Genomic DNA, 21052 nt, shown 5'->3' with positions numbered 1-21052 from the left:
CGAAGGGGACGCGATATGCGTCCCCTTCCCTGCCGGCGCGGAAATCCGCGCCCATGTCCACGGAATCAGAACCCGCGTGAAAAACCGACCATCACGGTGGCGCCGCCATCCGTGTCGCGTTCGACCAGCGGACTGTCGCGAAGCGCCGATGGCAACCGGCGGTATTCGGCGCTGGCGATGAACAGCCATTTTTCCGCGAACGGACGCATCAGAATCAGGCTGGCGGTGGGCACGGTGACGCTGCCGGGACGGTAGCGCACCACGCCGCGGGCGATTTCCTCGTCGAGGGTGCCGTAGTAGTAGTCGGCCAGATCCGAGGACAGCCAGCGCACGCCCACGCCGGGCGTGAGCTGCCAGCCGCCGGCCCTGAATGGGTAGCGGTAGGTGATCGAGGCCTGCTGGCCTTCGCTGGTGCTGGTCACGTCGGCGCGCGCATCCAGTTCCAGTTCGCCGGCCGCACCGCGCCAACGCGCGCTCATGCCCACGTCCGCGGCATCGTCGCGGTCCTCCAGCAGGCGACGGTCGATACCGCGCTCGGCCAGTTCCGTAACGCCGAAGTCATCGGCGTCCACGCCGTCCAGGCGCCCGGCGACATAGCCGTCCAGCACGAAACCTCCGCGCGAGAACAGATGCAAGCCGGCCTGCGCGCCACGCCAGAAGAAGCGCTCGCCTTCGTACGACACATTGGGGAACACCAGCGTCCGGTCGTCCTCGCCGGCGTAGATGCCTTCGCGGCTGGCGACCGCCAGGCCGATGCGCCAATGTGACGCCGAGGCTTGTCCGGCTTCGCGATTGGATTCGGACACGACCTGCGCGGACACGGGCGCGGCGGCGCAGACAAGCAGACCCAGGCAGACCAGGGGGCGGACGGACGACATGAAGACTCCTGCGGGGAAGGCGTGGGGGCACGCGGGAGGCGCACGATAGGCACACCCGTTTTAATCGGGCTTTAAGACGAATGCTGCTCATCCGTCCGGCCTTTCACGAAACGGTCATGCCAGCCGGATCGACAATCGGTGCAAACCCGACGGAGTCCCCTCATGGAATACCTCCGCAGTCCGTACGGCCCCGCCAGCCTGGAGCGCGCGAGCCAGCAGGTCGCCGCCTGCCTCGCCTTCGATGAGCCGCCCGACATTCCCGAGGATTTCGAAGCCTTCAGCCGCGAGGACTTCCAGCGGCGGATACGCCTGCATCCGGATCTGGACTGGCACGACGCATGTCGCGCGTACGCGCTTGGACTGGCCACGCATGCCAGTCACGCCGGACGCACCGACCCGGCGACCGACGATGATCTGGAAGCGCAATGGGACCGCCTGCCCAGCCCGCCCGCCGCGGCGTGGCCGGTGGCGCGCATGTTGATCCACGAAACCTGGCGCTGGCTGTCCCGATAGGAGGCGCGGAGGAGACGTTCCTTCTCTTCCGGCCTTCCCTTTTTTCTTGCCGTCCCTTGCCGACGCGTTCAGGCCGGCGGCGGTGGCTGGCGCGTCTCCGGCCGGGAACGCGGGCGCGCGGTGGCGGGAACACGGCAGGCCTGGAGCCGTCCTCCCATGCGTTCCCACACCGCGGCCACGATCGTCATCACGGTCTCGCGATCCAGGCGGTCGCAGGGTGGCAACTGGCGTTCGTAGGCGCCTTCGATGCGATCGGCCAATGCGTCGAGCGGTTCGCGATGCCACTGCAGATAAAGATCGTAGGCGAAACGGAACGTCGGCTCGAAACGCCTGAACGCCCGATCGCGGTGGCCGGCCATCGGGCCGCAATGCTGCCACCGCTGCAGCTCGGCCTCGACGTCGATGACTTCGCACTTGCTTTCCGGGGTGAGTCCCTGCAACAGCATCCTTCTGCCTCCTTTCTCCGGCGGACACCCCCAATATCCGCGTCCAACATGACAGCATCAGCAGAAACAACGCATTCGACGCCGAAAAAACGGACGCCGGCGAGACCGTTCGTCGGAAATGCACGCGCCTTGCGTGACGCTGTTCGCGGATGAGCCCGGTACCCGTATCGTGGCGTCGGACTCCACATGTTCATCGACGGCTTTCCATCACCAACAGCCGACATCGACAGGAGCCTCCCGTGCTGAAGAACGTGGCGTTCACCATGTATCCCGTCCGCGACGTGCCGCGTGCCCGCGACGTCTACTAGAACGCACTGGGCCTGCGTGCCGGTTCGGTCGGCAATCAGGGCGACAAGTACTGGGTGGAATACGATCTGCCGGGCGGCGGTTGCCTGGCGCTGACCCATTTCATCGAGGACCGGCCCAGCGCGACCGCGGGCGGCACGATCGCGTTCGAAGTGGAGGATCTGGAGGACCTGATGCGGCAGCTGAAGGATCGCGGCGTGCCGTTCCGCAGCGACATCATCCACAGTCCGTTCTGCCGGATGGCGGTGTGTAGGACAGCGAAGGCAATTCGGTCCTGCTGCACCAGCTCAAGCCCAGGGCCTGAACCGGCGCGGGATTCAGTACTTGAGGTTCAGCTCGGTGACGTGCACGCGGTTGGCCTCGTACAGTTCCTGGAACTCCTCCTCGGTCAGATCGTCGGAGGCGTAGATCGAGACCGGATCCCATTCATGGTCGGTCGGCAGCGGCGTGCGCGGTCCGGCCTTGCGCGACAGCACCAGACCACGACGCTCGACCAGCTCGGGCAGATCGTCCCAGCGCTCGCGCTCGAAGTCGTTGGTACCGTAGAGCAGGATCACATCGTTCATCGCTTCGCCATCCATCGACCGGTTGGAATCCCCAAGTCTAGGAAGCCGGGCAATCATTGCAACAACCCGCGCGCAAAGCAGCGTGCCAGCGATGGCACGTTTTCGATGTCACGCCGGTCGCCGCCGCGCCGTCATCGCCTGCACGGCGCTGCCCGCCAGCATCGCGGCGATGAAGATCAATGCGCTGTCCGTGCCCGCGGCCGCGCCGACGAGCGCCGGACCGGGACAGTAGCCGGCCAGTCCCCAGCCGATGCCGAACAGCAACGCGCCGATCACCAGCGGACGGTCGATCGCGCGCGACAGCGGCAGGCGGAAACGATCCGCCAGCAACGGACGCCGGCGACGCAGCACCAGCCGGAACGCCACCCCCGTGGTGGCAACCGCACCCGCCAGCACGAACGCCAGGCGCGGATCGAAGTCGCCGGCCACATCCAGGAAGCCGAGCACGACGTTCGGGTCGGTCATGCGCGAAAGCGCCAGTCCGGCGCCGAACAACGCACCCGCCAGCAGCGCGGCGAACCAGCGTTTCATCCCGCGCCTCCCGCCAGATGCCGGGTCACGAACACGGTGAACACGGCGGCGGCCATGAACACCAGCACCGCCACCAGCGAGCGCAACGACAGCCGCGCCAGCCCGCACACGCCGTGCCCGCTGGTGCAACCATTGCCAAGCCGGGTGCCGAAGCCCACCAGCAGGCCGGCCAGCACCAGTACCGGCGTCGTGGCCGGCGACACGGAGACCTGTCCGGTCAGTTTCATCACCAGCACCCCGGCGCCCGCCAGCCCGAGCAGGAAGGCGATCCGCCAGCCCCGCTCGCCCGCGCCCTGCCCTGCCAAGCCATTGACGATGCCGCTGATGCCGGCGATGCGTCCATTGAAGAACAGCAACGCCGCGGCGGCGAGACCGATCAATACGCCGCCCAGCAATGCCTCGGACATGCCGCTCACGAAGGGCGGCCCAGCTGATTGAGCGGCAGGCGCAGATAAGCGATGCCATTGGCATCGGTCTCCGGCAGGCGGCCGCCGCGGATGTTCACCTGCAAGGCCGGCAGGATCAGGCGCGGTACCGGCAGGCTGGCGTCGCGTGTTTCGCGCAGGGCGACGAACTCGTCTTCGCCGCGCCGGTTGCCGACGTGGATGTTGCCTTCTCGCTGCGCCGCCACGCTGCTTTCCGCGCGCGGTTCGCGCCCGGCGGGATAGTCGTGGCACAGGAACACGCGCGTTTCCGGCGGCAGCGCGAGCAGTTTCTGGATCGAGGCGTACAGCTTGCGGGCATCCCCGCCCGGGAAGTCGACCCGCGCGGTGCCGGTTTCCGGCGCGAACATCGTGTCGCCGATGAAGGCGGCATCGCCGATGAGGTAGCTGAGGCTGTCATCGGTATGTCCGGGCGTGGCGAGGACACGCACGTCCAGTCCGCCCGCATCCAGGCGGTCGCCGTCCTGGAGCAGGCGATCGAACTGACCGCCATCGGCGACGAAGTCGTCGCCCAGCCCGAACAGCGCCTTGAAGCGGGCCTGTACCTGCACGATGCCGCGGCCGATCGCCAGCGGCGCGCCCAGCGCATCGCGCAGGTAGCCGCCCGCGCTGAGGTGGTCGGCGTGCGCATGGGTCTCCAGGATCCATTCGACCTTCAGGCGATGCTGGTGGATGTACCCGAGCACCGCGTCGGCGGAGGTGGTGGAGGTGCGCGCGCTCGCCGCGTCGTAGTCCAGCACCGGATCGATGACGACGGCCGCGCCGCCATCGGCGCCCGCGGACACGACGTAGCTGAAGGTGTTGGTGTCGGCGTGGAAGAAGCTCTCAACGCGTGGATGGATGGCGGTGGCGGCCATGTCCCGCTCCTTGCAATTTTATTCAAGTATTTGCTAAATTAGCATTGCCTTAAATATGGTGCAAGCCGATGCCTTCCTCCCATGACATGCAACGGATGGCCCGGCACGCGGAGGACGCGGCCGGCCTGCTGAAGGCGTTGGCGCACCCCGCCCGCCTGCTGGTGATGTGCCGGCTGCTGGAAGGCGAGGCAAGCGTGTCGGATCTGCAGGGCCTGACCGGGCTGTCGATGTCGGCGCTGTCCCAACACCTGGCGGTGCTGCGCGAAGCGGGACTGGTCGGTAACCGGAGGGTGGCCCAATCGATCCTCTACTCGCCTTTGCCGGGGCCCGCGTTCGGCGTCATGCAGGCGCTGTACGACGCCTATTGCGCTCCGGCCGCCCGCGCCTCGCGCGCGCGCCGCGCCCGCTGATCACAGCCAGCGCCGGACCCGCCGGCGATAGGCCGGGTAGGCGTCGGGAAACCGCTCGGCGAGCATCCGTTCCTCCGGAAGAATCTGGAACCGGGTAATCCAGGCGAGATAGAGCCCCACGCCGGCCAGCGCGAACGGCTGGGCGAGCACGCTGGCCCAGGCCAGCAGCAACAACGCGTGGCCCAGGTACATCGGATTGCGGCTGAAGCGATACGGTCCGGCGACCACCAGGCGGCTTGTCGCCTGTGGACGCATCGGGTTGACCGTGGTGCCGGCGCGGCCGAACCACCACTTCGGCACCAGGTTCAGCGCCAGTCCCGCCGTGCCCAGCGCGGCCGTCAACCATCCCGTGCCAGGCCAACGCGGCGAGGCGGGCGACAAGTTCGCCAGGCACCACATCAACGCGGCGGCAAGCAACAGGACGACGGGAGGCGGGACGCGGGTTTCCAGTACGCGGAGCATGCGGGTTCCGGGGGGCAGGCGGCACCCGGTCGGGGCCGCCCTTCCCTATACCAGCATTTCCAGCAACGCGCAGATCGCCTGCCGCTTGCGTACCGGCATCCGGCGCAGCAGTACCAGGACCCGGGCCTCCACGTCGTCCAGCACCTGGCCGGACGCCGCCGCCGGCACTTCGAACACCGGATGGTTGCCCGCCTCCCCACGGCCGGTCGCCAACCATTCGAACGGTACGTGGGTCGCCACGGCGATCAGGGTCAGATGCTCGAGACTGGGATGGGTGCCCCCCTCGCGCTCCCATTGTGTGACCGCGCTCCGCTTTACGCCCGCGCGCTGCGCGAGCTCCGCCTGCGACAGGTTTGCCAGCACGCGCGCACGTCGAATGCGCAATGCCATCGGAATCATCAGGAACTCCTTTCCCGCATGGGACCAAAAGTCAGTGCTGCTGCCCCACAAGTGACACTGCCCAAAAATTGACCGGTTCCGCTTGCCTCCCCTCTCGCACCAAGGTGCATCGGCGCGAAATGCAGTGACTGGCAAGTGGCGCTTACTGCAATGGCGTTCCTCCCGCGTTGCCAACGCGACGACCACGCATTAGTAACGATGCCGGGGAATGTAACGACAGCGCGCCCATCTATCAACGACCCACGTCGCGTTGTCCGCACACCGGATCGATCGCCGCAGGCGTAATCCGGAATCCAACAAAAAAGAAAACGCTTACAGACGGATTTGGACATCGACTACGGGGGGTAGTTTGATGGATACGAAGGGGTTTGCGCGGCGCTTCGCCCGCCGCATCGCCATGGCCGCCCTGCTGGCCGTCACGGCCATCGCGTTCGTGCCCGCGCCGTTGAAGGCGCAGACCGGATGCACCACCGGCGCCTGCATTTCCGCCGGACCGCGACTGGTGTCGGTGGACAGCACGCAGGGGCCCGTACTCAACCTGCTGCTGCAAACGCTGTTGCCGGGAACCACCGTCAATCTGTCGGTGCTGGACTGGAACGCACTTGCCGGCGCCGACATCAACCTCAATGCGCTGGTCACGCAGCTCGGACTGAACCTGGGCATCAGCGACACCAGCCAGGTACTGAACACCAACATCACCCTGGCCCAGTTGCAGTTGGCGATGGTGCAGGTATTGCAGGCCGACGGACAGACCGCCGCCGCCAACGCGCTCAACCTGCTGCCGCTCAACGTCGCCGGCCTGACCGGACAAATCCAGCTGGGCGATCTGTTGCAGATCAGCCTGCCGCAGGGATCGCTGGCCGATATCGATCTGGACCTGCTGGACCTGATCACCGGTTCGGCGCAGCTCTACAACTACAACAACGTGCTGACCACACCCACGCCGATCACGGTCAACACCGCGGCGCTGGGCCTGACCGGCGTGGCCAACCTGCAGTTGTGGCTGCAGGTGGTGGAACCGCCGGTGATCGTCTGCGGCCCGCAAGGCACCTCGTTCCACAGCAGCGCCATCCGCATCAAGATGAACGTCGATGTACTGCAGGGCTTCGATACCCAGGCGATCATCAACGCGCTCAACGCGGCCGGCCTGGGCCTGACCAACCTCACCCTGACCGCCGACGTACTCAAGCTCCAGCTGTATGCCGACGTGGCGCGTGCCGAAGGCACCATCACCGCCATCGACTACGTCGCCGGCGCAGTGAGTTTCCAGGCGCGGCCGGGGCTGGTGAATTTCTACATCGGCACCATCGCCGACAGCATCTTCTTCAACCGCACCCGGGTGGTGACCAACGCCGATGTCTCGCCGGTGGTCATCAACAACCTCCAGCTCGGGTTCCGGCTCAATCTCCTCGGCGTCGGCCTGATCGACGTGCAGGTGCCGCTGACCGTGACCGGCCGCGCCGCCGCGACCGGTTCGCCGGAGCTGCGCAACTTCACCGTCAACGCGCCGTACCCGCAGACGCGCACCGCCAGCAGCGGCACGGTCAGTGCCGGCACCCTGATCGTGGATCTGCTCAACAACCTGGACATCGAAGTCAGCCGCGGAACCCCGACCGTCACCCTGATACCACCATTCCCGCTGCCGCCGGTGGTGATCGCCCTGCCGCAGGCGCTGGTTCCGATCCTGGACACCATCGTCGACACCGTCGAAGCGACCTTGCAGGGCGCGGTCGTCCCGATCCTGCAGCCGGTGCTGACCACGCTGCTCGGCGGACTGGTCGACAACCTGCTGGCGCTGCTCGGCATCCGGGTCGGCAACGCGGTCTTCACCGTCGAAGGCGTGACGCGATCCTGCGTCGCCACCCTGGCGCTGGCGAAGATCCTCGCGCCGACCACCGATCCGGGCCGCTTCAACCTCAGCATCTCCCAGGCCGGCACCTCCGTGGCGACCGCCGGCGACGTCGGCAACAACGGCGCCACCACGCCCGCCCTGACCACACCCGGCCTGAGCTACGACCTGGCCGAAACCGCCGGCACCGGCACCCTGCTGAGCAGCTACACCACCACCTGGGCGTGCACGGATCAGGACGGCTCGGCGATCAGTTCCGGCAGCGGCACCAGCTTCAGCCTGACCGCACCGGCCGCCGGTACCGATCCGGTCAGCATCACCTGCCGGATCACCAACACCCGCGCGCTGCGCGCCGACGTGTCGGTCAGCAAGACCGACAACCAGGGCAGCTACACGCCCGGCGGCAGCGCCAGCTACGTGATCACCGTGAGCAATGCCGGACCCGATGCGGTCAGCGGCGTGGTGGTCAACGACACCCTGCCCGACGGCGCCCGACTATCCGCGCCCTGGACGTGCACGGCCACCGGCGCGGGCAGCAGCTGTCCGGCCAGTGGCGGCGCACAGGGGGATGCGGCCATCACCCTCAGCGTGAGCCTGGATGCGACGGGCACCGCGACGATCACCGTCCCGGTCACCTTCAGCGCCGACCCCACGGCGTACTGACCGCCGCGCCCCGATGCCATCGGCATCGCATCACCGAATCCACCCGCAAGACCCGCTTGCCCGCGCACCCGGCGCCGCAAGCCACCGCGAGGAACGCCGTATGGACAGCCGAGCGCCAACCCCCTCCAAGACCCGGATTCCGCCGCGTGCCGGATTCAGGCACGCGGCCGCAGGCGCGGTGGCATTGCTGGGCGGGTTGCTGGCCGCCGGCAGCGCGTTCGCGCAGACCTATCCGGCGAACCTCAGCAATACCGCCACCGTGACCCTGCCGCCGACGGTGACCGACCCGCAGGCAGGCAACAACAGCGGCACCGATACCAACACCCTGGCAGCCGAAGCCGCGCTGGGCGTCGACAAGATCCTGCTGACCGCTTCGCCGGTGGTCACCGGCGGCACCGTCACCTATCGCATCACCATCACCAACGCCGGTCCGTCGGCCGCCCTCGGCGCCAGCCTGGCCGACACCGTTCCCGCCGAACTGACCAACGTCAGCTGGACCTGCACCGCCAGCGCCGGATCCACCTGCAGCGCCGGCAGCGGCACCGGCAACGTCGCGCTCATCCTGGATGTCGCGGCCGCGGGCACCGTCACCGTCGACGTCACCGGCACCGCGCCGCTGACCACGCCGTCCACCATCGGTGCGAACACCGCCACCGTCACCCCGCCGGCCGGCACGACCGATCCCGATCCCGCCGACAACACCGACACCACCCCGCCGGTCCCGGTCGCGGCACGCCCGATCGTGGCGGTGGCCGACAGCGCCGGCCCCATAAATGGCATCGTCGGCCAGGCCAACGTGGTCAACGTGCTGGCCAACGACACCCTCGGCGGCGCGGCGGTGATTCCCGCGCAGATCACTTTCACGCCGGTCAGCACCGCGCAGCTGATCGTCAACGCGGACGGCTCGGTGGATGTGCCTGCGGGCACTGCGAACGGCACCTACACCACCACCTACCAGATCTGCGAGACCGCCAATCCCGGCAACTGCGACAGCGCCACCATCACGGTGACGGTCAACGCCACGGCGACCATCAACGCGGTCGACGACGCGCTGCCGGCGCAGGCGGCCGGCAGCATCGCGCTGACCGCGAACGTGCTGGACAACGACACCCTCGCCGGTGCACCGGTGGTTGCGGCGCTGGTCACCCTGACCTCCACGCCCAGCGGCCCGCTGACGATCGCCGGCGACGGCACGGTCACGCTGGATCCCGCCGCGGCGCCGGGCACCTATTCGGCGACCTACCAGATCTGCGAAACCGCGGTGCCCGCCAACTGCGACACCGCGACCGCCACGGTGCGGGTGGTCGCGGCGATCGATGCCGTCGACGATGCGGCCGGTCCGGTCAATGGCACCACCGGCGCCACCTCGCTGATCAACGTACTGGCCAACGACAGCGCCGGCGGCAGCAGCCCGGCCTCGCTGGCCACGGTAAGCCTGGCCGGTGTCAGCACCGCGGCGATCGTCTTCAACGCAGACGGCAGCGTCACGGTTCCCGCCGGCACGGCCGCCGGCACCCACGCCACCACCTACACGATCTGCTACCTGGATCCGCCGACCGTATGCGACAGCGCCAGCGTGCAGATCAGCGTGATCGCGCCGGGCGCGCTGGTCGCCAACGACGACACTTACAGCGGCATCAACGGCACCAGTGGCAATCCCGCTGTCGGCAACGTGCTCGACAACGACACCCTCGATGGAACTCCGGTGGCGCCGGGCGACATCGTGCTCACGCCGACGAATGCGGGGCCGGTCACCATCGCCGCCGATGGCACGATAAGCGTCGCGCCGAACACGCCGGCCGGCACCTACACGCCGAGCTATCAAATCTGCGAAGCCGCACTGCCGGACAACTGCGACACCGCCACGGTCAGCGTGACGGTCTCCACCATCGACGCGGTGACCGATGCACTGGGCCCGGCACCGGCCGGCACCCCGGCGGGCAACGTGCTGGACAACGACTTCGTCGACGGCGCGCCTGCCACGCCCGGCGCCGTCACCCTGACCCAGACCAGCGGCGGCCCGGCCCTGACCATCGCGCCCGACGGCAGCGTCACCATCGCCCCGGGCACGCCGGCCGGCCCGATCAGCGGCGGCTACCAAATCTGCCAGGTCGCCAATCCCTCCATCTGCGACAGCGTCACCATCACCGTCACCGTCGCCGCGGGCACCCTGATAGCCGTCGACGACACGCTCGGTCCGGTCAATGGCGCCTCCGGCGGCGTGGCGGCCGGCAACGTGCGCGACAACGACACCCTCAACGGCGCGCCGGTCACGCCCGCCGAGGTGACGGTGGCGCCGAACAACGTGGCGCCGATCACCATCGGTACCGACGGCACCGTGTCGGTGGCCCCCGGGACCGCGGCCGGCAGCTATTCGGCCAGCTACGACCTGTGCGAAGTGGTCAATCCCGCCAACTGCGACACCGCCACGGTGACGGTCGCGGTGAGCACGCTCGATGCGGTCGACGACGCCCTGGGCCCGGTCAACGGCGGCATCGGCGGCATCGCCGGCAATGTCCTGACCAACGATCGCCTCGACGGCGCGCCCTTCGCCACCACCGCGGTGACGCTCACGCCGACCAACACGCCGCAACTGACGATTGGCGCGGACGGCAACGTGACCGTCACCGCCGGCACCGCCGCCGGAACCTATTCCGCCAGCTACCAGATCTGCCAGGTTTCCAATCCGTTCATCTGCGATACCGCCACCATCGACGTCACGGTGATCGCCGACGCGGCACTGAACGCGGTGGACGACAGTTTCGGGCCGATCGATGGCGTCGCCGGCAGCACCAACGCGGGCAACGTGCTGGGCAATGACAGTTTCAACGGCGGCGCGATCACGCCGGCCAACGTGGTGTTCACGCCCAACGCGAGTTCGCCGCTGGCGATCGACGCCAATGGCGTGGTCTCGGTTGCCGCGGGAACGGCCGCCGGCATCTACAACGCCAGCTACCAGATCTGCGAAACCGGCAATCTTTCCAATTGCGACAGCGCGCAGGTGACGGTCACCGTGCAGGTATTGGCCGCCATCGATGCGGTCGACGACGGCCCCTACGTGGTGAACGGCACCACCGGCAACGCCAGCCTCGCCAGCCTGCTGGGCAACGACACCTTCAACGGCGGCGCCGTCGCTCCCGGCAGCGTGACCGTGACCAGTACCGCGGCCGCACCGCTCGCGGTCGACGCCAGCGGCGCGCTGTCGGTCGCTCCCGGCGCGCCGGCCGGCACGCTCACGGCGACCTACACGATCTGCGAGACCGCCAATCCGGGCAATTGCGACACCGCCGCGATCAGCGTGCAGGTGGTGGTCGTGGACGCGCAGGACGATGGCCTGGCCCTGGCCAACGGCAGCAGCGGCGGCGTGGCCGGCAACGTGCTGGGCAACGACAGCGTCGATGGCGCCACCGCGTCGACCGCCACCGCCACCGTGGGCGCGACGGCCACGCCGCCGCTGAGCCTGGGCGCCAACGGCGACGTGATCGTCGCCGCGAACACCCCGCCCGGCAGCTACACCCTCGCCTACACCCTGTGCTCGCTCGCGGCACCGTCGATCTGCGATACCGCCACGGTGACGGTCACCGTGGCCGCCGGCCCGCTGCCGATCAGCGCAGGCAACGACAGCGGCTCGGCTGCCGGCCGCGGTGGCGGCACCGCGATCGCCAACGTGCTCGCCAACGATCAGCTGGGCGGCGCCACGCCGACCCCGGCCACCGTCACGCTCACCCAGACGGCCGCGCCGTCGCATCCCGGCATCGTGCTGGATACCGCCAGCGGCGCGGTGACGGTGGCGGCGGGCACGCCCGCCGGCAGCTACACGCTCGGATACACGATCTGCCAGATCGCCGCACCGGCCAATTGCGCGGGCGCCACCGCGTCGATCACGGTCAATCCCGCGGCGGTGGACGCTATCGATGATCCGGCCGGCCCGGTCAACGGCCTCACCGGCGGCACCGGCGTGGTCAACCTGCTCGCCAACGACACCCTGGACGGCGCCACCGCGCCGCCGGCGGAGGTGGTGTTCACCGTGCTGTCCGCCAATCCGGCGCTGACCGTGCAGGCCAACGGCCAGGTGGACGTCGCCGCCGGCACGCCGGCCGGCAGCTACACCGTGACCTATCGCCTGTGCGAAGTGCTCAATCCCGCCAACTGCGACCAGGCCACGGTGACCGTGCAGGTACAGGCCGCGGCCATCGACGCGGTCGACGACACCGCGCCTTCCGCGGTGGGATCCGTGGCCGGCGGGCAGGCGATCGCCAACGTCGCGACCAACGATCTGCTCAACGGCGTGGCGGTGGATCCGGCCCAGATCGTGCTGAGCCAGACCAACACCAGCCATGCCAGCGTGCAGCTGCAGGCCGGAAGTGGCGCGGTGACCGTGTTGCCGCGCACGCCGGCGGGCACCTACTCGGTGGTGTACCGCCTGTGCGAACGGCTCAACCCCGCCAACTGCGACAGCGCCACCGCCAGCCTGGTGGTGGCCTTGCCGGCCATCGATGCGCAGGACGACACCGCGCCTCCGATTCCCGGCGGCGTGGCCGCCACCGGCGTGCTCAACGTGCTGGCCAACGATCACTACGATGGTGGCGCGGCCGCGCCGCCGGGCGTGATCCTCGCGCCGCTGGTACAGGGACCGCTGACCCTCAATGCCGACGGCAGCATCGATGTGGCGGCCGGCACGCCCGGCGGCAGCTACACCCTGACCTACACGCTGTGCGATGCCATCAATCCCGCCAGCTGCGACAGCGCCACCGTCACGATAGTCGTCAACGCCACCGTGATCGCGGCGACCGACGACAACGGGCAGACCCCGCAGGGAACGATGCTGGTGATACCGGTGCTGTCCAACGACAGCTACGCCGGTGCCCCCTCCGATGCCACCCGCCTGCTGGTGCAGAACCTCACCACGCCCGCTCACGGCACGGTGGAGGTGAATGCCGATGGCAGCGTGAGCTACACCCCGACCGGCTACTTCAGTGGCGCCGACAGCTTCCAGTACGACGCCTGCGAACGTGCCGTCCCCACCAACTGCGACACCGCCATCGTCAATGTCACCGTGCTGGCGAACGTCATCACCGCGGTCGATGACCAGGCCCGCGCGCGCCAGGCGCCGGTCGCCATCCCGGTGCTGGCCAACGACACGGTCAGCCACGCACCGCTGGATCCGGCTTCGCTGGTCGTCGCGGTGGCACCCGCGCACGGCCAGGCGACCTGCGCGCAGGGCGTCTGCACCTATACGGCCTCGCCGCGCTACGTGGGCCAGGACCGGTTCGAGTACCGCGTGTGCGATGTGTCGGTGCCCACGCCGGTATGCGCGCAGGCCGCGGTCGAGATCGAGGTGGAAGCCGAACCGGTGGTCCTGCGCCTGAGCAAGACCGCCGCGCAGCGTACCGCCCGCATCGGCGATCTGGTCCGCTACACCCTGCGCATCGACAACGTCGGCGAAGCCGACGCCGAACAGGTCAGCCTGCTCGATCGCCTGCCCGAGGGCTTCGTGATGGTGCCCGACTCGCTTCAGGTCATCGATGGCGACGCCGCCGGTTCCCTGTCCAACGCCCGCCCGTTGCGGGTAGGCGCGCTGGACATCGCGGTGGGCCGCAGCGCGACCGTGATCTACGTGCTGCGGGTGGGCGCCGGCGTCGGTCCGGGCGTGCACACCAACCGCGCCATCGTCCGCGACGACGAAGGCGCCGCGCTGAGCAACGAGGCCACCGCCGACGTGGAGGTCACCGGCGATCCCCTGCTGGACGACAGCCTGATCATCGGCAGCGTCTTCCACGACGCCAACGGCAACGGCCGCCAGGACGAAGGCGAACGCGGCCTGCCCGGGGTGCGCCTGGGCACGGTCGAAGGCCTGCTGATCGAGACCGATCGCCATGGCCGCTTCCATCTGGCCGGCATCGACGGCGGTCGCTGGGCGCGCGGGCGCAATTTCCTGATCAAGGTCGACGCCGCGACCCTGCCTCCGGGCAGCCGCTTCACCACCGAGAACCCGCGCGTCCTGCGCATCACCCCCGGCGTGCCGGTGCGCTTCGATTTCGGGGTGCAGGTACCGGGCATGCCGCTGGGCGGCGGTACCGGCGAGGTGGAGATCGATCTGGGCCAGGTGTTCTTCGCCAGTGGCAGCGCGGAAGTTCCGGCCGAGCACGCACCGCTGTTCGAACGCATCGCCGGGCGCCTGCGCGAAGGGCGGGGCGGGCGCGTGGTCATCACCGCGCAGGCCGACGGGCTGGTGTTGGCGTTCCATCGCGCCGCCGCGGTGCGCGCCGCGCTGGATGCACGGCTTGCGCCGGAGCTGCGCGAGGCGACCGCGATCGAACTGCGTACCCAGGTGGATGGGCGCACGGCACTGGTCACCCTGGATCGCGACATCGGCCTGGGCAACCTGCTGTTCGATACCGACAGCGTCGGCATTCGTCCGCAATACCAGCCGTTGCTGCGGGCGATCGCGCAACGCATAGAAAGCGGTCCGGACGTGATCGTGAGCATCGCCGGCCACGCCGACGCGCGCGGCACGCAGGAACACAACCTGCGCCTGAGCCGCGATCGCGCCGAGGCGGTCGCCGGGGCGCTGGCCGCGCTGCTCTCGCCGACGGCGCGCTCGCGCCTGCGGGTGGAGGCAGGGCCACCCACACCGACCGCGGCACGCGGGGAAGGACGCTGAGGGGGACATGACCATGGACATCAGCAAGCACGTTCCGAACCGCGTAGCCCTGGCCCTGTGCGGCCTGCTCGCCAGTGTCGCCAACGCGCAATCGACCGCGCCGTCCTCCGCGCCGGATGCACCGCCGCTGCCGCCGCGCTGCGACGCGCAGGGTTGCGCCAACGCGCAGGGCAGCCTGTTCCGCATCAATGCCTACGGCGAGGACCGGCCGGCCGCGACCGGCGGGGATGGCGATGCCCTGCAGCGGAACCGACGGGTGGAAACCGTGACCGCGCAGAGCTACGCGGGCACCAGCCAGGTGCTGGCCGAGGATCAGGCGCGCATCACCGGCCGCTTCACCGTGGACCTGCCGCAGGGCGGCACCCTCTGGGCGACCGAGGATCCGGCGCTGGGCCTGCCCATCCTCAACGTGCAGGCCGGCTCGCTGGCGCCGTTCGAGGATGGCCGCATCACCCAACCGGTCCGCTTCCACGCCTACAGCAACTACGCCGCGTTCTACGACCGGCTGGAGGTGGTGATCTACCGTGGCGACGACGAGGATCGGGTAACCCCGCTCGCCACCGTCAGCCTGCCGGTCGGCGCGGTGACCGACACGCGCTGGGACGGCGCGCTGCCGGCCGGCCTGCGCCTGCGACCGGGCGACGTCCTGCAATACGTGGCGCGCGCCCGCGCCGCCGACGGCAGCTTCGACGAGACCCATCCGCGCCGCATCCAGCTGGTCACCCCCGGTGACTACGCCCGCGGCGCGCAGGTGCTGCGCGACGAGGTGCAGCGCAGCCACGTCGACACCCTGGACGCGGCCACCGCGGAGTCGGTGCAGATCATCGAGTCGATCTACGGCAAGAGCGACCTGCGCCTGCGCAACATCCCGGTGTACGGATCGCGCGTGCGCATCCTCGGGCGCGATATTCCCGAAGGCATGCAGGTGGTGATCGACGGGCAGTCCTTCCCGGTCGATCAGGAGCGCAAGTTCGTCGCCGAGTTCCTGCAACCGGTCGGTCCGCACCGCTACCAGGTGCAGGTGAAGTCGTCGCAGGGCGTGGTCGCCGACACGCCGCTGGAGGTGGATGTCAGCGGCCGCTATGCCTTCGTCGCCGCGCTGGCGGACCTGACCCTGTCCAGCAACGACGCGAGCGGCGGACTGGACGCGCTGGCCGGCGACATCCGCCGGGACGACGGCTTCCTGCGCGAAGGCCGGCTGGCGTTCTACGCCAAGGGCAAATGGAAGGGACGCTACCTGCTCACCGCCCAGGCCGACACCTGGGAGAACGATCTGGAGCATCTTTTCGACGGCTTCCTGGATGCGCGCCCGACCGACATCTTCCGGCGCCTGGATCCGGATCTGTACTACCCGGTGTACGGCGACGATTCGCGCACCTGGCGCGACGTCGACACCCAGGGCAAGTTGTACCTGCGCCTGGACTGGGACCAGAACCAGGCGCTGTGGGGCAACTACGCCACCGGATTCACCGGTACCGAGTACGCCCAGTACAACCGCGCGCTGTACGGCGCGGCGCTGCACTGGCGCTCGCGCTCGGCGACCGCGCTGGGCGATCCGCGCAGCCTGCTGAAGGTGTTCGGCGCCGAGGCGCGCACCGCGCTCGGCCACACCGAATTCCTCGGCACCGGCGGCAGCCTGTACTACCTGCGCCACACCGACGTGCTGCCCGGGTCCGAACAGGTGGTGATGGAAGTGCGCGATCCCACCACCGGCCGGGTCGAAGCGCGGGTGAGCCTGCAACCGGGCGTTGACTACGAGATGGACGATCTGCAGGGCCGGTTGTTCCTGACCCGCGCGCTCTCGCAGATCACCCGCGAGAACGTGCGAACGCTGACCCGCGACGCCCCGCTGGACGGTTATCGGCAGGTGCTGCTGGTGGACTACGAATACGTGCCATCGGGCTTCGACTCGGACGACGCCACCATCGGCCTGCGCGGCCGCCAGTGGCTGGGCGATCACGTCTCGATCGGCGCCACCTACGTCGACGAGAACCGCAGCGGCGACGACTACTCGCTCAAGGGCGCGGACCTGACCCTGCAGGCCGGGCGCGGCACCTACCTGCGGATGGAAGCGACCCGCAGCGAATCCACGGTCGCGCCGATCTTCTATTCCGACAACGGCGGCCTGAGCTTCATCCAGCGCAATCCGGTTGCCGGCGCACGCTCCGGCGACGCGCGCATGGTCGAGGCACGCGCCAACCTGCAGGAGCTGGGCTGGACCCGGCGAGAATGGTCGTTCGGCGCGTGGTGGCGCGACGTCGATGCCGGCTTCTCGATCGGCCGCCAGGACACCGGCCTGGCGATCGAGGAATACGGCGCCGAATTCACCGGCCAGCTCAACGAGGACTTCACCCTGTACGGCCGCTACAGCCACGCCTCGCATGGCGCGCAGGAACTGGAACAGTCGCAGCTGACCTTCGACTGGCAGATCACCGGGGACGGACGCTTCGGCGGCGAACTGCGCCAACTGCGCGAGCGCGACGCCAACCGCGATGCCGACGCCACCCTGCTGGCGCTCAGCTACCGCCAGCGCTTCGGCGACAAGTGGGAACTCTACGGCGTCGGCCAGTACACGCTGGACGACGATTCCGGCCGCTATGATCGCAACAACCTGCTCACCGTGGGAGGCAAATACCTGTTCGGCGATCGCTCCAGCATCGGGGCGGAAGTCAGCAGCGGCAGCCGCGGCCACGGTGGAAAACTGGACGCCGAATACCGGCTGGGTCCGGACCATACGCTCTACGGCGCCTATAACTACAGCACCGACCGCACCGAACGCGACGGCCTGTTCGACACCGCGCTGCAATCGGGCTGGACCCTCGGCCAGCGCTGGCGGCTGAACAACCAGGTCAACGTCTACAACGAAAGCCAGTACCTGCGCGACAACCGCCGCGACGGCGACGGCATCGTCCACACCTTCGGCCTGGACTTCCGTCCGGCGCCGGGCTGGAACCTCGGCTTCACCGTGATGGACGGCGAACTGGACGCACGCGACGGGCGCGTGGATCGGCGCGCCTACAGCGTCAGCGGCGGCCGCACCGACGCGCGTACCGACTGGTCCAGCAAACTGGAATACCGCCGCGACCGCGGTGCCGAACAGCGTACCCAGTGGGTGACCACCAATCGGCTGTTCCATCGGGTCAACGAGGACTGGCGGCTGGCGCTGCGCGCCAACTACGCCGATACGAAGGACGATCTCAATCCCGCCGCCGGCGCGCGCCTGGCCGAGGCGAATCTCGGTTTCGCCTGGCGCCCGCACGACAACACCCGCTGGGCCGCGTTCGGCAAGTACACCTACCTGTACGACCGCGCCTCGCCCGGCCAGGAAGACGCGGACCTGTACGACCAGCGATCGCACGTGCTGTCGTTCGAAGGCACAGTGCAGTTGGACGATCGCTGGCAACTGGCGGGCAAGCTCGCCGGGCGCTGGGGCGACTACCGGATGGGGCGCGGAACCGGAAGCTGGTTGGACAGCCGCACCGACTTCGCCGCGTTGCAGGTGCGTTACCACCTGATCGGGCGCTGGGACGGGCTGGCCGAATACCGCTGGCTGAAAGTCCGCGACGGCGGCGACCGGCGCGGCTGGCTGATCGGGCTGGATCGCCAGATCCGCGAGAACTTCAAGGTCGGCGTGGGCTACAACTTCACCGACTTCAGCGGCGACCTGACCCAGCTCGACTACCGCCACAAAGGTTGGTTCCTCAACATCACCGGGTACTACTGACGTGCGGTCGGCGGCCTGGTGATCCCCTCTCCAGCCAGCCGCCGCCGCACGGCAGTTCCGTGATGCCCCCATCCCAACCTTCCCCCGCAAGCGGGGGAAGGAGCGGCACCGCTTGCAGGGAAACGAACGGACCACGGATTCAGCCCCCGCGTGCGGGGGAGGGCCGGGGTAGGGGCGAACGTGCCCGTACCGTTTGCGGCGCTGAAAGCGCCCCCATCCCAACCTTCCCCCGCGAGCGGGGGAAGGGGCGGCACCGCTCGCGGGGAAAGGAACGAACCACGGATTCCGCCCCCTCCCCCGCCTGCGGGGGAGGGCCGGGGTGGGGGCGAACGTGCCCGTACACCTTGCGGCGCTGAAAGCGCCCCCCATCCCAACCTTCCCCCGCAAGCGGGGGAATGAGCGACACCGCTTGCGGGGAAACGAACGAACCACGGATCCAGCCCCCTCCCCCGCCTGCGGGGGAGGGCCGGGGTGGGGGCGAACGTGCCCGTACCACTTGCGGCGCTGAAAGCGCCCCCATCCCAACCTTCCCCCGCAAGCGGGGGAAGGGGCGACACCGCTTGCGGGAAAACAAACGAACCACGGATCCAGCTCCCTTCCCCGCTTGCGGGGGAGGGCCGGGGTGGGGGCGAACGTGCCCGTACCGTTTGCGGCGCTGAAAGCGCCCCCATCCCAACCTTCCCCCGCAAGCGGGGGAAGGGGCGACACCGCTTCAGCGCTCGGAGCGGCGGATCACTCCGAACCCGCACCACCCTGCGCCACACGCGAGCGGCGCAGGAAGGCGATGAAATCGGTTGCCGGCAGCGGCCGCGAGAACAGCCAACCCTGCGCATAATCCACGCCACGCGCCTTCAGGTAGTCCAGTTGCGCCTGGGTCTCGACGCCTTCGGCGACGATGCGCAGGTCCAGTTCCTGCGCCATCTCGACGATGTGCGCGGTGACCAGGCTGGTGGCGGTGTCCAGGCCGATGGTATCGACGAACGATTTGTCGATCTTCAACGCGTCCAGCGGCAGATCCTGGAGATGGCGCAGGCTGGAATAACCGGTGCCGAAGTCGTCGATGGCCACCGAATGGCCCGCTTCGCGCGCCTCGCCCAGGGTGAGCCTGGCTGCCTCGATGTCGATGAAGCCGCGTTCGGTGGCTTCCAGCCAGATCTGTTCCGGCCGGATCCGGGTGCGCGGCAACGCCTCGCGGACCACGTCCAGGAAACGCCCGCTGCGGATGTCCTGTGCGCTCAGGTTGATGGCGATGTGCAGCGAACGATCCCGGGCCAGTTCCGCTTCCAGATCACCGATGACCCCGTCCAGCACCTGATCGGTGAGCGGTGCGATCAGGCCGCTCTCCTCGGCCAGCGGTATGAATTCGTCCGGCGGCACCAGCGCGCCCTCGCGACGCCAGCGCACCAGCGCCTCGGCGCCGACGCACGCGCCGGTGCGCAGTTCGATGATGGGCTGGTAATGAACGAGGAACTGGCGCCGGCGAATCCCGCGTTCCAGTTCCGCCAGGGGTGACAGCCGCTGGCGGATCAGCCAGACCGACAGCGCCACCAGCGCGGCCACCAGCACCAGCGCCAAGGGCAGCAGCTTCAGCTGTTCCTCGCGCAGGCGATCGGAAATCCCCGCCAGCGGCCGGACCGCCATCGCACGCCAGCCGTCCTGCGTGGCCGCGCCGTACAGCTGGCCAGCCTGGGTTCCGCGCGAAGCGCCCGCCCCTGCACGCGCCAGCAACCCGGAGGCCGCCGGCGCTGTGGCCGTGATCGGAGCGCCGCCCGGTGCATACACCGCGATCTGCACATCGTCGTCGGCCAGCACGTCCACCAGCCGTTCCGGATTGACCAGCGCGCTGTAGCCGCCGCGATGCAGCACCAGCATGGACGGCGCATCGCGGATGTGCGGCTGCACGTGCGTGCTGACGCCGATGCCGTCGCCGGTGGTGAAGTCGCTCGCCGCGCGCGGGATGTGTCCACGCAGCGCGCCCCAGGAACTGCAAAGCAGGCGACCGTCCCGGAAGTACGCCACGTCCTCGGCGGAACGCGTATCGAGCGTGGCCAGGCGCAGTTCCTCGATGTGCCGCGGCGAACACGGCGCCGCGTTCGAGCGGGAAAGGGTGTCGAACGCCTCATCGATTTCGGTGAAGGCATCGCGGGTGCGCGCGATCGCGCCGGCCGCGTAGCGCTGTAGATGCGCCTGTTCCTGGCGCAGGCCGGATTGCCAGCTCAGATAGCCCATGCCGCCCAGCGCGCCCAGGCTGGCGAACACCGCGAGTGACACGCCCAGCAGCAACACACGTTCCCTGTACATGCGGCCTTCCGGTTGCGGCGAAGGCGACAGGTTAGGCCGC

General features: G+C 69.0%; 14 protein-coding genes. 5 read left to right on the top strand and 9 right to left on the bottom strand.

Features of this window, described 5'->3' with window-relative positions; translation table 11 throughout:
• Positions 1-65 precede the first annotated feature (65 nt).
• Positions 66-878: a MipA/OmpV family protein gene (locus IB228_RS19450; RefSeq protein WP_225562559.1), complete on the bottom strand. Its 813-nt coding sequence runs from the start codon at positions 876-878 to the stop codon at positions 66-68.
• Between the two features lie 162 nt (positions 879-1040).
• Here IB228_RS19450 and IB228_RS19445 point away from each other — a divergent pair, with 162 nt between their 5' ends.
• Positions 1041-1391, top strand: coding sequence for a hypothetical protein (locus IB228_RS19445; RefSeq protein ID WP_183639421.1), 351 nt, complete (start codon positions 1041-1043; stop codon positions 1389-1391).
• A gap of 68 nt (positions 1392-1459) precedes the next feature.
• Here the strand turns inward: IB228_RS19445 and IB228_RS19440 are convergent, their stop codons facing one another.
• The 5 genes from IB228_RS19440 to IB228_RS19420 all read right to left on the bottom strand — a co-directional run bounded on the left by IB228_RS19440 (position 1460) and on the right by IB228_RS19420 (position 4540).
• Entirely contained in the window at positions 1460-1837 is a 378-nt protein-coding gene (locus IB228_RS19440) for a hypothetical protein (protein ID WP_192199610.1), read from the bottom strand.
• A 623-nt stretch (positions 1838-2460) separates the two neighbouring features.
• Positions 2461-2709, bottom strand: a complete 249-nt coding sequence (locus IB228_RS19435; protein ID WP_192199609.1) for a hypothetical protein — start codon at positions 2707-2709, stop codon at positions 2461-2463.
• Between the two features lie 108 nt (positions 2710-2817).
• On the bottom strand, positions 2818-3240 hold the full coding sequence (locus IB228_RS19430; RefSeq protein WP_192199608.1) for a DUF6691 family protein: 423 nt from the start codon (positions 3238-3240) through the stop codon (positions 2818-2820).
• Positions 3237-3647 carry a YeeE/YedE thiosulfate transporter family protein gene (locus IB228_RS19425; RefSeq protein WP_192199607.1) on the bottom strand — a complete coding sequence of 137 codons (411 nt, stop codon included), beginning with the start codon at positions 3645-3647 and terminating at the stop codon, positions 3237-3239. Before IB228_RS19425 ends, IB228_RS19430 begins: the two co-directional genes overlap by 4 nt.
• 5 nt (positions 3648-3652) lie before the next feature.
• Positions 3653-4540, bottom strand: coding sequence for an MBL fold metallo-hydrolase (locus IB228_RS19420; protein ID WP_192199606.1), 888 nt, complete (start codon positions 4538-4540; stop codon positions 3653-3655).
• 68 nt (positions 4541-4608) lie between these two features.
• Between IB228_RS19420 and IB228_RS19415 the strand changes: the two genes are divergently transcribed.
• Positions 4609-4950, top strand: coding sequence for a metalloregulator ArsR/SmtB family transcription factor (locus tag IB228_RS19415; RefSeq protein WP_192199605.1), 342 nt, complete (start codon positions 4609-4611; stop codon positions 4948-4950).
• On the opposite strand, the gene IB228_RS19410 is transcribed toward IB228_RS19415, so the two are convergent.
• Complete coding sequence (locus IB228_RS19410) at positions 4951-5412, bottom strand: isoprenylcysteine carboxylmethyltransferase family protein (protein ID WP_192199604.1); 462 nt, start codon at positions 5410-5412, stop codon at positions 4951-4953.
• A 45-nt stretch (positions 5413-5457) separates the two neighbouring features.
• Positions 5458-5811: a helix-turn-helix transcriptional regulator gene (locus IB228_RS19405; protein ID WP_141455359.1), complete on the bottom strand. Its 354-nt coding sequence runs from the start codon at positions 5809-5811 to the stop codon at positions 5458-5460.
• 352 nt (positions 5812-6163) lie between these two features.
• Here IB228_RS19405 and IB228_RS19400 point away from each other — a divergent pair, with 352 nt between their 5' ends.
• The 3 genes from IB228_RS19400 (at position 6164) to IB228_RS19390 (ending at position 18711) form a co-directional block, all read left to right on the top strand.
• Positions 6164-8323, top strand: coding sequence for a DUF11 domain-containing protein (locus IB228_RS19400; protein WP_192199603.1), 2160 nt, complete (start codon positions 6164-6166; stop codon positions 8321-8323).
• Between the two features lie 100 nt (positions 8324-8423).
• Positions 8424-14987 (top strand): Ig-like domain-containing protein, encoded by a 6564-nt coding sequence (locus tag IB228_RS19395; protein WP_192199602.1) that lies wholly within the window; start codon positions 8424-8426, stop codon positions 14985-14987.
• A 7-nt stretch (positions 14988-14994) separates the two neighbouring features.
• Positions 14995-18711 carry a hypothetical protein gene (locus tag IB228_RS19390; RefSeq protein WP_225562558.1) on the top strand — a complete coding sequence of 1239 codons (3717 nt, stop codon included), beginning with the start codon at positions 14995-14997 and terminating at the stop codon, positions 18709-18711.
• A 732-nt stretch (positions 18712-19443) separates the two neighbouring features.
• Here the strand turns inward: IB228_RS19390 and IB228_RS19385 are convergent.
• Positions 19444-21012, bottom strand: a complete 1569-nt coding sequence (locus IB228_RS19385; RefSeq protein ID WP_192199601.1) for an EAL domain-containing protein — start codon at positions 21010-21012, stop codon at positions 19444-19446.
• Positions 21013-21052 lie beyond the last annotated feature (40 nt).

The sequence above is a fragment of the Pseudoxanthomonas sp. PXM04 genome (assembly GCF_014851695.1).
GTDB classification, from domain to species: Bacteria; Pseudomonadota; Gammaproteobacteria; order Xanthomonadales; family Xanthomonadaceae; genus Pseudoxanthomonas_A; species Pseudoxanthomonas_A beigongshangi.
The sequence above is the reverse complement of the archived record's forward strand: the minus strand, read 5'-3'. Positions and strand labels throughout refer to the sequence as shown.